10 protein-coding genes, 2 tRNA genes and 2 pseudogenes are annotated in these 11,974 nt (G+C 65.2%); 8 read left to right on the forward strand and 6 right to left on the reverse strand.

Annotated features, from left to right (window positions below):
* Window positions 1-183: 183 nt before the first annotated feature.
* Entirely contained in the window at window positions 184-924 is a 741-nt protein-coding gene (locus ACGFIQ_RS09280; RefSeq protein WP_393241674.1) for a DUF1062 domain-containing protein, read from the forward strand.
* An 11-nt stretch (window positions 925-935) separates the two neighbouring features.
* Here the strand turns inward: ACGFIQ_RS09280 and ACGFIQ_RS09285 are convergent.
* Window positions 936-1,115, reverse strand: a pseudogene (locus ACGFIQ_RS09285) (ATP-binding protein); the annotation flags it as partial.
* Between the two features lie 393 nt (window positions 1,116-1,508).
* On the opposite strand from ACGFIQ_RS09285, the gene ACGFIQ_RS09290 reads away from it, so the two are divergent.
* The 4 genes from ACGFIQ_RS09290 to ACGFIQ_RS09305 all read left to right on the forward strand — a co-directional run bounded on the left by ACGFIQ_RS09290 (window position 1,509) and on the right by ACGFIQ_RS09305 (window position 5,710).
* The gene (locus tag ACGFIQ_RS09290) at window positions 1,509-2,777 is read left to right on the forward strand and encodes a M6 family metalloprotease domain-containing protein (RefSeq protein WP_393241676.1); all 1,269 of its coding nucleotides are present in this window, start codon (window positions 1,509-1,511) and stop codon (window positions 2,775-2,777) included.
* A 271-nt stretch (window positions 2,778-3,048) separates the two neighbouring features.
* On the forward strand, window positions 3,049-3,708 hold the full coding sequence (locus ACGFIQ_RS09295; RefSeq protein ID WP_393241679.1) for a tyrosine-type recombinase/integrase: 660 nt from the start codon (window positions 3,049-3,051) through the stop codon (window positions 3,706-3,708).
* An 865-nt stretch (window positions 3,709-4,573) separates the two neighbouring features.
* Entirely contained in the window at window positions 4,574-4,807 is a 234-nt protein-coding gene (locus tag ACGFIQ_RS09300; RefSeq protein ID WP_393241682.1) for a GntR family transcriptional regulator, read from the forward strand.
* Window positions 4,808-4,936: 129 nt separating this feature from the next.
* Window positions 4,937-5,710, forward strand: a complete 774-nt coding sequence (locus ACGFIQ_RS09305) for a hypothetical protein (RefSeq protein ID WP_393241685.1) — start codon at window positions 4,937-4,939, stop codon at window positions 5,708-5,710.
* A 444-nt stretch (window positions 5,711-6,154) separates the two neighbouring features.
* On the opposite strand, the gene ACGFIQ_RS09310 is transcribed toward ACGFIQ_RS09305, so the two are convergent.
* Together ACGFIQ_RS09310 and ACGFIQ_RS09315 are read right to left on the reverse strand one after the other, a co-directional pair.
* Entirely contained in the window at window positions 6,155-6,490 is a 336-nt protein-coding gene (locus tag ACGFIQ_RS09310; RefSeq protein ID WP_393241688.1) for a hypothetical protein, read from the reverse strand.
* Window positions 6,487-7,164: a hypothetical protein gene (locus ACGFIQ_RS09315; protein WP_393241691.1), complete on the reverse strand. Its 678-nt coding sequence runs from the start codon at window positions 7,162-7,164 to the stop codon at window positions 6,487-6,489. Before ACGFIQ_RS09315 ends, ACGFIQ_RS09310 begins: the two co-directional genes overlap by 4 nt.
* Window positions 7,165-7,397: 233 nt before the next feature.
* Between ACGFIQ_RS09315 and ACGFIQ_RS09320 the strand changes: the two genes are divergently transcribed.
* Together ACGFIQ_RS09320 and ACGFIQ_RS09325 are read left to right on the forward strand one after the other, a co-directional pair.
* Window positions 7,398-7,592: a hypothetical protein gene (locus tag ACGFIQ_RS09320; RefSeq protein WP_393241694.1), complete on the forward strand. Its 195-nt coding sequence runs from the start codon at window positions 7,398-7,400 to the stop codon at window positions 7,590-7,592.
* Between the two features lie 375 nt (window positions 7,593-7,967).
* Window positions 7,968-9,359, forward strand: a complete 1,392-nt coding sequence (locus tag ACGFIQ_RS09325) for a DUF3631 domain-containing protein (RefSeq protein ID WP_393241697.1) — start codon at window positions 7,968-7,970, stop codon at window positions 9,357-9,359.
* Between the two features lie 1,015 nt (window positions 9,360-10,374).
* Here the strand turns inward: ACGFIQ_RS09325 and ACGFIQ_RS09330 are convergent.
* The 3 genes from ACGFIQ_RS09330 to ACGFIQ_RS09340 form a co-directional block, all read right to left on the reverse strand.
* On the reverse strand, window positions 10,375-11,277 hold the full coding sequence (locus ACGFIQ_RS09330; protein ID WP_393241699.1) for a tyrosine-type recombinase/integrase: 903 nt from the start codon (window positions 11,275-11,277) through the stop codon (window positions 10,375-10,377).
* 86 nt (window positions 11,278-11,363) lie between these two features.
* Window positions 11,364-11,436 (reverse strand) — tRNA-Arg (locus ACGFIQ_RS09335).
* Window positions 11,437-11,471: 35 nt separating this feature from the next.
* Window positions 11,472-11,562 (reverse strand) — tRNA-Ser (locus ACGFIQ_RS09340).
* A gap of 145 nt (window positions 11,563-11,707) precedes the next feature.
* On the opposite strand from ACGFIQ_RS09340, the pseudogene ACGFIQ_RS09345 reads away from it, so the two are divergent.
* Window positions 11,708-11,974, forward strand: a pseudogene (locus ACGFIQ_RS09345) (hypothetical protein); the annotation flags it as partial.

Below are 11,974 nucleotides of genomic sequence, written 5' to 3' on the forward strand. Positions count from 1 at the left end.
GAGCAAGCGCGGGTGTTTCAGGGATTGTGCACACATAAGCCGCAGCTTGCCGCGCGCCCTTCCCGTCCCGTTCCCTTCCGCGTCCCACCCGAAGGAGCGCGGCTCAGCGGGTAAGCGCGATGCGCACCACCAGGTGATCCGATCGCTGATGCCGCGTGCGGGGGGCCGTCCGTAGCGTCAGCCGTGGTCGCCGGCGGGCCGCCGGCCACGGAACCTGGCGGTGATATGTCCGAGAACATGACCTGGGTGGTCGAACCCGTTCGGCTCCCCCTCATCCGCCGCCGATGCCACCTCTGCGCGTCCGACGCCTTCCGCACGAGCGGCAAGTTCCGTGTCAACGCGAACCACAAACTGCTCGATGTCTGGCTCCTGGCGCTCTGCGCCGGATGCGGCACCACCACGAAGATCGCGGTCATGGAACGGATGAACGTCCGCTACTTCCGGGCCGAGACGCTGGATCGGTTGCACGGCAACGATCCGGAGCTGGCGGCCGAGGTACTCCACGATCCGGCCGTACGCCGCCGCAACCACATCTCTCTCGACTGGAATGATGCCTGGCGCCTCGACACCGGCGGATCGGACCACCTGGACCACGAGGTGATCGACGTGTCGGTCCGTTTCGCAGCACCGATCCCGGTCCGCCCGATGCGCCTGATCGCCGATGGATGCGGCCTCACCCGCGCCGGCGTCGAGCAGCTCAGCATGGACGGAAAGCTCGTCTCGGCGGCCCGGCTGAGCGGCAAGCTCTCCACCGATTTCACGTTCACCCTCGAACGCTGGACAGATGTGCGTCAGCAGCGCCGTTCTTCGGCGGCCAGCGAGCCGTCCGTTGCCCCGCGCAGCAAGTCGGCATCAGCAGGATCCGGGACGACGCAGGGTACGACGATCGTGAAAGCGGCGCCGGTCGGCTGGTTGGGCCCGTAGGTGATGTCGAGGTCGCCGGCGTTGGCGAGCTGGCGGACCAGGTAGAGGCCGAGGCCGGTGCCGTTGGCCGTGGTGGCGACGCCGGTACTGGCGCGGGCGAAGCGGTCGAACAGATGCGGCACGAACTCTTCAGGGACGCCCTCACCGCAGTCCGCCACTTGGACGGTGATCCGGTCGCGGCGGTTGGTCACGGTGACGGTGATGGGAAGCCGGCCGTACCTGGCGCCCCAGTCGTCAATGGACCACCGGGTGTCGCGCTTCCTGCCGGGTCCGGTTGCGTAGCGCTAAATCCGCGTCAGTTTCCCGTCGGCCGAGCAGCCACCGAGCAGCCACGATCGCCGCGGACCCAACCGTCGCCGCGCCCGCCGCCACCGTTCGAGCGGACGCCATCACCCACACGTGCGCTTGGGCGCCCCACAGGCCAGCGTCGAGACATACCGGCCCGCCTGCTGCCGCGTCCGCGTCCGCGCGAAACACGACCGCAGCCGCCCCAACAACTAGGCAACTTCTGCCGACGCGAACCCGCCAACCCGTTGGCAGGATCGGCTCTGTGAGCATCTGGCGCTACGCATAGGAGGATCTGGATGCGAATGTCTCTCCGATCGAACGCTGTCGTTGTCATCTCGGCGGCGGTCGCCGTCGCTCTCGGGATCGCGGCGACCCCGGCGGAATCGGCCCCGCCCACAGTCCGCCCGGCCGGGCCGAACCAGGCCGCGGCTGTTCCGGCGTCGCCGGCGGACTGCCTGTTACCCGCTGCCGACGTCTACAACGAGCATGAGGGACCGGCCGACTACGGACGCTGGCTCCAGCCGACCGGTACGTTGCGGGGGATCGTGCTGTTCGTGCGGTTTCCTGGTGTGACTCCGCCCGCTGGCGAGCTGGCGCAGCGGACGAGCCTGCTGTCGGGGGCGCCGGCTTGGTTCAACCAGTCCTCGTACGGCGGGGTCACGCTCCAACTCACCTTCGACACGGTGTGGCGTCAGCTGCCGAATTCCCAGACCACGTACAGCGAATACAACGTGGACTTCAACGCCCAACGGGCGTACGTGCAGGACGCGGTGAATGTCGCAGACGCGGCGATCGACTTCAGCCAGTACGACCTCGTTTACGTGGTGGCCCCGAGTAATGCGTCGTCGCTGCCGAACTCTCCGTCGTTCATCGCGAGCGTGGGTTGGGGTGCGTGGGCCGACGGCGTCGAGCTGAGACACGGGGCTACGTTCGGCCAGGACCTGTCCCACTGGGGCTACAAGGTCCTCAACCACGAGACGGGCCACGTCTTCGGGCTGCCGGACCTCTACGCGTACGCCGCCGACCAGCACCAGGCGGCCGGCGGCTGGGACCTGATGGGGCTCATCTCCGGTCCCGCGCCCGATCTGCTCGCCTGGCACAAGTGGAAGCTCGGCTGGCTGGCCGACAACCAGATCGTCTGCCAGGACGGCTCGGGTAGCACGACCGCCACGCTGACGCCGCTGGGCGCGAGCGGCGGCACCAAGGCGCTGGTGGTCCGCACTGGCGAGCGCGACGCGGTCGTGGTCGAGAACCGGCAGGTCAGCCCGCTCGATGTGAGCTCTTCCTGCTTCCAGCCGGGGGTGCTCGTGTACCAGGTGACCACGACGGTCGGCGGGGGCGGCATCCCGCCGGGCAGCAGCACTCCCGTCCCGGGCGGTCCACGACCGATCCGCGTCGCCGACAGGCTGCCCAACTCGACGATCGCGGGCTGCGACGCGCGTGCGGCCGAACTCGCCAATGCCACCCTCACGGCCGTCAACCACGCCGTCACCGTCGCCGGCGTGACGGTCCGGGTGACCGGGCATTCCGGGTCCAACCGCAGCGTCCAGGTCACTGTCCCCTAACGCACGGATAGCCGCTGGTCCGGCCCACCTGGGATACTTTCCCGGGTGGGCCGGACGACGTGCCCGGGTCAGCCAGCCGAGAGTCGTACGCTGAGGCCAACGTGGCATGGGACTCGCGGCGAGACCTGTGGACTGCGCTGGACGAACATCGACCTCGACCACGGCGAACTGACCGTGGAGCGCAACCGCACCACCGCCGGCTACCAAATCGTCGAAGGCAGCCCCAAAAACCCCCGCTGGCCACCGCGCCATCGCCCTCGACAAACGCACAGTGCAGGTGTTGCGCGCGCACCGACGCCGGCGACTCGACCAACGCACCCAAGCCACCGAAGACGGCAAACCCTGGCCCGACAGCGAATACGTGTTCTTCCGCACCGACGGACTACCCATCAACCCGAACTACGCCACCACCCGATTCCGCAAACTCGTCCTACGCACCGAGTTGCCCCCGGTCAGATTGCACGACCTGCGCCACGGTGCCGCATCCCTCGCCCACGAAGCCGGCGCCGACCTCAAAACCCTGCAAGACCTACTCGGACACGCCAGCATCGTCACTACCGCCGACACCTACACCAGCGTCCTACCCGACGTGCAACGTTGCTGCCCCAACGCCACCGCCCGCCTCGTCCTCACCTCAGCCCGCCGCAGCCGCAGCCGCAAAAGATCAAGAACAAGGCCCGCAAGAACCGGCCGAACCCCGACCGAAACAGGTGCCCCCACCCCAGCCACCCCCGCTCACGGCACGAAGTCGCAGGTCAAGACGCCGAAGCGCGGCGGCAAGTCAACACAAACGACGACACCCACAGCGCACCCACGTGACACCCACGGTCGCGAAGAGCCAGACAGCAAAAAGGGCCCGACCCACTCAACCGCAGGTCGGACCCCTGATGATCTGGTGCGCCCGAAGGGACTCGAACCCCTAACCTTCTGATCCGTAGTCGTCCCTTGTGGACAGTGACCTTGACCAGCGGAAACGCAAGATCGAAAGCACCAAAACCCACCGGGGTAAGAGGGTCTGAACCGACCCCTCCCCATCGACGGTTACCGTCTGTAACGATCTGGACTACAAAGATCCCTTACACCGCAGGGTGGCACCTTTGCGGAGCGGCCGGGCCGGAGGGGGCGAGAGCTTCCGGAGCCCGTCGAGCCGCACGAAGAGTTCCCGCCGAGCTACCGCCTCGCCCCGAACATCCAACTGATACCCCTCGATCCAGGCCCACCCGTCGTACGTGATCCGGTCAGTCAGTACGCGGCTGAGGCGGAAGAGGAACGGCCGGGAAAACTGGACGCTGGCCGCCTGCGTGACGTGGAGGAGGTCACCACTTTTGAATGGGGGCACGACCCACCGCCCTCCGCCACGCCAAGATCTGCTTTTGGGCGAGAGCGACGTTCGGGCACCCGTCCGCACAGTCGGGGCACTTTCGCTGACGGTGGGCGTCGATCGTGCCCCAGGCCAGCTCCACCGAGAACGGCACGTTCACCGCTCCTCCGGCCAGTGGCCCCGGTTGATCGGGATCCTGTGGCGGGAGCGGCAGGGAAGCTCCGCCCCGCAGCGACAGACGTACCGCCACCGAACCCACGACCAGACCGGGCGGTGGCGACGGGCGAAGGTCAACGCCGTCGCCAGCAGGTAGTCGTCAAACCGGACTCTTCTCACCGGACCTCCTACGGTCGGTCGCCTCTTCCGACCGACCGTAGTCCAACCTGTACAGCCCGTATAGCCTGCCCAGCCCGCCTAGGGCAGGTTACCCGCACCCGACGCCCAGCCCGTGTAGCGCGTCCATAAGGTGTCGATCATGGTTGATGAGATGAGCCCGGTGCCGTTCTACATCCAGCTCGCCGATCTCCTCGCCAAGCAGATCGAGAGCGGGAAGTTGAAGCCCAGGCAGCCGCTCCCTTCGGAGTCGACCTTGCAGCAGGAGTACGGCGTAGCTCGCGGAACGGTCCGCGCTGCGGTACGGCTCCTCCGGGAGCGGGGCATGGTCGTCACCTTCACCGGGCGCGGGACGTTCGTCGCCGAGAAGCCCTAGCGCTCTCCCCTCCCCCTCCCGGACTACCCCGGAGACGGGGCAGCCCCGGAGACGCACGGCTAGGGGGCGCCACGAGCCCCGAAACGGCCGCGCCTCGGAGGTAGTTGCAGCGCTAACTACGCTGAGGCGGTGAGGGACCTCATCGACTGGATTAACGTCGAGCGACTGTCGGTGCTGGTGGCTGCCTTGGCTCTTCTCGGCATCCTCTATAGCTGGAGGTCGGCACAAGCCGCTAAAGCCTCCGCAGACGCCGCTCGCTCACAGGCGGCCTCGGCTCGGGAGCAGGTCGACCTGGGTCGTCAGCAGATTGATCTTCTGCTGAGGCAGATGGAGCAAACCGATAAGGCGCAGCGGGCAACTCGACAAGCCCAAGAGGAGTCCCTCCAGCCTACCGTCGTAGTCGACATTGCTCCTGCGCCCAACGACCGAAGTGTCATGATGCTGGTGATCGAAAACATCGGTCCGTCGATCGCGCGCAACGTCCGCATAAACGTATCGCCCCCACCAGTTCGAGCTGCCGGCAATCCGAACGCCAAAGCCATACACGAGTGGGCTGTCTTCAACCGAGCAATCAAGACAATGCCACCGCGGCATCGTATGGAGTTCTTCTTCGACATCGGGTTCCAGCGCTTCGCCAATGGCGTCAACAACGCCTTCACCTTCACTGTGAACGCGGACGGCCCGTTCGGCCCTGTCCCCGAACTCATCTATGACGTTGACCTTGAAGTCATGCGGGATACCTGGGTCGGCCAAGCAACCCTAGGCAAGGTCATCCAGCAGATGGAGAAGGGGAACCGGGCTGTAGATGGCCTCACGGCAGCAGTGCGCCACCTTGACCCGGAGGTCAGACGGTCCAAGCGAGCCGCAATGGAAGAGGCTGAGAAGGAGTTTGAGCTGGAATGAAATGCCCCGGTTCCCATCTCGGGAACCGGGGCATTTCCCCTCTCGGGCAGTCAGGCCGGGAGGGTTGAGGAGTATCGGGTGACTAGGCCGAGCCTCCCCGGAGTGGCTGCTCGTTCATTCCGCCCACACCAATTCGTGTGCTCGGCACCAAATTGGGTCCCCACTCTCGGGTAGCGGGTTGGGGAACTTGCGCTTGCAGCCACAGGTCAGTTTCACCGGATACGTCGTCTCTGGTGGCACCGCCCATCCAGACCGCACCATCCGGGCTTTCCGTTTCACTCTGGGCATCAGAGTTCCTCCAACTGCTCACGGAAGGCCACGACCAGTTCCAGGCGTTCGTTCGCCTCCCGCTCTCGGCGCTCGGCCTCTCGACGGGCCTCTACGGCCCGCCTGCATGGCCCGAGAGCCCTTGCCGCGTAACGGAAGGGGGTACGGCGGGGCGGGTTAGCCTGCATCGCTCCCGCCGTCCCTCCGGGCCTTCTCGACCTCGTACATGTGACGGGCGAGACCGGAGAGCGGGCGACCCCTCTCGACCTCCTTCTCCAGGCGGGTGAAGTCGTCGTCTTGGGCTTGGCTCTTCGCCACGATGTCCCGGAGCGAAGTGCCAGAGGTCTTCAGAGCGGCAGCAACGGCAGAGGCGCGGGTACTGCCGGGGCGAGGGTGGTCCCGCTGCCAGACCTTGTTGAAACGCTCGTCGCGCCTCTGGGCCTCTTCCCGCCGAGCGACATCCCCAGCGTCTTTGAGGGCTTCCTGCTCTTTCGACCAGTCGTCGCCGCTCATGCCCCGCTCCATTCAGTGGCGTTCCAGCCGGTCTGAGTCTGCTCGGTGTCGAGGATCGCGGAGAGGAGGTCTCGGGCCGAGCGAAGCTGCTCGACCTCCGGCCCCTCAACCGGGGCGACTGCGTCATCACGCCGACGTCGGCTCACGCCGCCAGCAGCCACGAGAGCCCGTAGCCCCTCGATCTCTTCCAGCTCCCGGAGAGTGTCCGCCGCTCGGGCCAGATCCTCTGTGATCCGGGTGCTGAGTTCGGCGCGCTGCTTGTCGAGGTACACGCCCCACTCCGCACTCGCCGCAGCAGCAGCCAGTTTCGCGTGGTGAACGGGGAGGGCTTCCTTCGCCCCATCGAACCGGGCCTGCGCAGTCTCCTCAGCGACCCTCGCCAGTGCCCATTCCTCGTTCTGTCCGAGAACCGCGTCATCGTCAAGCTCGGCGTTCTCGTTCACTGCCCGGTACGCCTCGCCCATGACGCGGTTCTCTACGTCCCGCATCGCCGTTTCGGCGGCCGTGCGCCCGGCGTCCGCTCGGCGTACGGCCTCGCACGCCTGAGCGAAACGCTCGGCTAAGGCATGGACCTCCGGAGGGACGTGCCGACCGGGGAGGTTGACCGTGAGTTGGCTGCCGCGAAAGAACGCGCTCTCGACTACCGCAGGCGTCCGGTACTTATCCGCGCTCAATTGATGCCCCTCCGGATCTTCGTGAGCTTCAGCCGGCGCAACGTCCGGACCTGGGCTAGCCGCTCCGCTAGCGCGGGAGCGGGGTCTACCTCGTGCTCGCTCAGGAAACGGCACGGCACTCCCTCAGTACAGGTATGCCTTGAGTGGTCGAATTGCGGTTGCTTATCCATTCATAGCCTCCTATGCCTGCACGTAGGATAACGTACCGGTACCGGTACTTAAACGGAGGCGAAATGGCTAGCAATAGCGCCAAGGAAATTGCGGACCGGCTCACCAAGCGGGAGGCTCGATTCACCAAGCAGGTGAAGTTCTTGACGTCTCCCGAGGAGCATGAGCGGTTTGCCGCTTACGCACGAGCGCGCGGATGGGGAGAGGGCGCTGCTATTCGCCACGCCATCTCGCTGATGCTGGAAGGAGACGAGGAGTGATGCCAGGGTCACGGAGAGAAAGTCACCTAGTTGCCCGGACAGCGCGCTGCTACTCCTTCTACTGTCCTGGGGAGTCGTGCCGCGCTCGGGGTTGCCCGAACCGGTGCCGGCACCCGGAGTGCACTGGGAGATGGCCGCTCCGTGCCCGAAAGCCCGTTCTCACAAGCGATTTCTGGTCGTCCCTATTGGAGCAAAGCAAATGACCCCGGCTGCTCTCCGGGGTCACTCACACGGCATACCTAAGGAGCCCCTAGTGTACCGTTCGACCCTCTTTGCCCGCTACGGACGGCTTTCTGCCGGCCGTTCCCTCGCCCCGGTCCCCGGTAGGTCCGCTCGGGTAGGGCAGCGCCCCTACGGCCACGAGGGGCGGCGGTAATGGCCCTCGATCGTGGGAAGGCCCGAGCTGCCCGGAAGACCACCCCTCCCGCCGATGATGACCTGCCTTTCACCACCGTTGAGGAGATGCAGGATGCGCTCCGGGCGGTCGGCGTGGACCCGGCTGAGGACGACGACATCGAGATGCAGTTCTTCGTCCACCACCGGGAAGAGATCCAAGAGCACCAGGCGGCGCAAGCCCGGCAGTCCGGCACCATGGATCTCAACGCTGACCTGAGCGGTGCCGAAGGCATCCCCTCCGGGCCGGAGGTTGAGAGTAAGCCGGCCCCCAAGACGCCTCGTCCTCCTCGCCCGTTCGTGCCCGGAGCGGGGGCGAGGGTCCTGGACGAGGTAGAGGCGACCGTCCGGAAGTATGTGGTTCTGCCGAATGAGGAGGCGTACGTTGCCGTCACCCTCTGGGCTGCCGCTACGCACGGGATGCCCGCTTGGGAGCACGCTACCCGTCTAGTGGTGATCTCGGCGGTTAAGGGCTGCGGTAAGACGAGGCTGTTCGAGGTCCTTCAGCCGCTTTGCGAAGAACCGCTATCCGTAAGTGCCGCCTCCACCTCGGCAATCTTTCGGTCGATATCTGACAAGGTAATAACCATTTTTCATGATGAGGCGGATACCGTATTCGGCCCTAAGGCTCGCGGGAACGCAGAGGATCTACGCGGCCTATACAACTCTGGCTTTACGCCCGGCGCCGGGCAGCTCGTGAACGTCAGAGGTGAAGAGGGGGAGTGGACTCCGCAGATCTTCCGAACGTTTGCAATGGTTGCTATTGCTAGCAAAGGCGTCGAGCTTCCCGACACGATCATGGACCGGGCGGTCGTGATCCGAATGCGGAAGAAGCTGCCATCCGAAACGGTCGCCGGCTTTCGGCAGAAACACATCCCAGAGATCCGAAAGATCGGGGGAATGCTGGAGGACTGGGTTGCCACGGTCCCCCAGGATATCGAGCCAGAAACCCCGCTCGACAACCGAGAGGCGGACCTTTGGGAGCCTTTGCTGATCTTGGCAGACGCGGCCGGGGGTGCGTGGCCTACGCGGGCACGACAGGCTGCTGTGAGCCTTATTAAGGCAGAGGACGGAATCGCCGTAGAGGATCGGAGTCTGGATCTCCTGCGCGATATCAAGCGCCTTTGGCCTAAAGAGAATGGTAAGTGGGCCACAGTTGTCTCGACCTCGGATCTCCTCGAACTTCTCCACAGCGTTGAGGAGTCGTCTTGGGATCGGCACGATTACGGGAGGCCGATCACCGACCGCCAGGTGGCCGACCTCCTTCGCGGCTACAGCATCGCTCCGAGGCTGATCAACGTTAAGGGGAAACGCTTTCGGGGCTACCGACTGGAGATGTTCAAGGAGGTATCGGCGCGCTACCTCGACCAGTAACGGGGTAACGGTTCGCCGGGTAGCGGTAACGGCCGCCGGTAACGGTCCTGACAAGGAAAGTAATGGCAGTAACGGCACTTACGAGGATGAGCGGAACGGCTCGTTTTAGAGACGTTAGGTGTAATGCGTAAACGGACTTATAGGGCTAGGCAAGACGCCGTTTCGCCGTTTCACCCTCATATATCGCGGAGTGCCGTTACTGCCGTTACCGCCGTTACTGGACATGGCCCCGGCGAACCGGGGTCTCGGAAGGGGTGAGCGTACGCGAGCGCCGGCCGTGTCAGGAAACCGCCTGCATTTGGGCGAGGAGAGACGGGGAAGCCGAGAGGCTAGGCGGGTAGGGGTAAGGCCCTTGGCAACGGGAGCGGCGGTCGATCCGCGTGCATACGTAGCTCGGCTACTGGCAGAGGCGTGAAAGTGGGCCAAACGGGGGTGCAGTCTTACCCCTCACGCATCTGCTCGTCTACCCCTCTCCACAATCGTTATGTGCTGTTTATTGGCATTGTTAGCCATTGCGAGCCACGGGGCATTGGGCAGTAAGCATTGTTAACTGTGCCATTCTGCGCACTCATTGGTTTGTTTAGCGTGCCATTCCTGCACTCACTGGTTTGCTAACTGTACGCAGGCAGCGGCCAACAAGAGCTAACACGGGGGTCAGAGGGTTAGCAGTGCGGCATTGTGAGGCGTATATGCCTGCGCACTACGGAGAGTTAACAGGCCAGAGGGCACTGGTAGCAATGTTTAGCGTGGCACGGGGGCGCGGGGGCGCGAGGGATCGGCAAGAGCGCTCGGGAGTGTGGTTGCGAAAAGGGCCACAATGAATTTGTTGTATGCCGCACAGCAGTGGCATATATATTTTATATAAGGTGAATAGCAAAAGGGCAATGCCCCTTTTGTGCCGGGCGACGTCACTAACGGACTGACCCCACGTAAATGTGCAATTTTTCTAGGCACTAACCCTGTCTACAATGCGAAAGCCCCGTTCCGGAGAACGGGGCTTTCGAGCGCAGTATTGCTAGAGGCGGTCTGCGGGGGAGATACGCCGGGCTGCCATCTGCGCCCGTTCGACCTCGGCGCTGCGGCCGTACCGGCGGGGCATCTCCGGGCTCACCCACCCGAACAAGACCATCGCGTCACTCTCCGACCCTCCCGCTACGCGCCAGTTGTGAGCGGACGTGTGGCGGAGCTGGTGCGGGTGGATGTGGCCGATGCCGGCTTGCTTCGCCCGGCGCTCAAGCATCTGGTACAGCCCCGAGGCGGTGAGGGGTTTGCCCCGAGCGCCGAACCACAGCGCCTCGGAGTGCCCACTCCCCTCCTGAGCGAGGGGGTGGTCTTTCCGCGCCCGGAGGTAGCGGTAGAGGGCCTGCCCGGTCTTGGAGCCGTAGGGGATGACTCGAACCCGGCCGCCCTTCCCGAGCAAGCGAACGAGGTCGAGCACCTGGTCTACATCTGCCAACCCCATGCCCGATACCTCGCTCACCCGAGGAGAGCCCGGCTCACACCACAGGCGGATGATCGCGGTGTCTCTACGGCTCTCGAAGTCTGTGCCCGAGCACTCCGCGAGGAGCAGTTTCAATGCCTCGTCCGGCACAACGGGGATCGGCTTCTCCACGACCTTGGGAGGGGTCATCTTCCGCATTGGGGATTCGGGGATTAACTCCTCTCGGACGGCCCAGTTGTAGAAGGCTCGCAGCGCCCGGTACCGCCCGCAGGCCGACGCCGCCGAGCGGGTCTCCAGGACATGGAGGATGTACCCCTCGACCGAGCCACGGCTCAGCTCCAGGAGGTCTGCCTCGTCGACGAACGCCGAGAGCTGGAGCAGCGTCTCCCGGTAGTTCTGCGCCGTCCGGGGGCTGCGGTTACGGATCTTGAGGTCACGCTCGTAGGCGTTGAGGTGGAGCAAGTTGATCTTGGCCATGCACGGAGAGTAAGAAGGTATTCACAGTCCTGGCTAGACAAGAAGAAGCCCCCTGCCGGCTGTTACGCCTGGCAGGGGGCTGTTTGTGCGCCCGAAGGGACTCGAACCCCTAACCTTCTGATCCGTAGTCAGATGCTCTATCCATTGAGCTACGGGCGCTCGTGCTCAGCCAGTCTACACACCCGGCTTTCGCGCGGAGACTCCGGGATTCGAACCCGGGAGGGGCTTTAAGACCCCAACCGCATTAGCAGTGCGGCGCCATAGACCAGACTAGGCGAAGTCTCCCCGGTGATCCGCAGACCACCGCGCCCGAGAATACAGGTCGCCACCCGCCGGGAGCAAAACGACTTCCGGGGTACGCCCACCGCAGCCGCCCGCCCCCGTGTTTCGACGCTGTGCGGCGGCGTGATCGGGACTACGCTCCATCGATATGCAGGAGCAGCCGCCGAGCGAGTCGACCCGTCGAGAGCCTGCTGAACGGGCGCGTCGGCGCTCCCCGCGGCCCACCTTCACACCGCCGACCGTCGCCGAGCAGCCCGGGGAGACGGCGGCACCACCGGCGACCGCCCCCGCGAGCCCGCGCCCTCGACGGGCCAAGCCCGCCCCGGCGGTGCTCTTCCAGCCACCGGAGCCGGACCGCCCGCTGCCTCGGCAGCCGGTCCGCTCGTCGTCCTCGCCGAGCGCCCCACCCGCCGCC

The sequence above is a fragment of the Micromonospora sp. NPDC048898 genome, from assembly GCF_043198035.1.
GTDB lineage: Bacteria > Actinomycetota > Actinomycetes > Mycobacteriales > Micromonosporaceae > Micromonospora.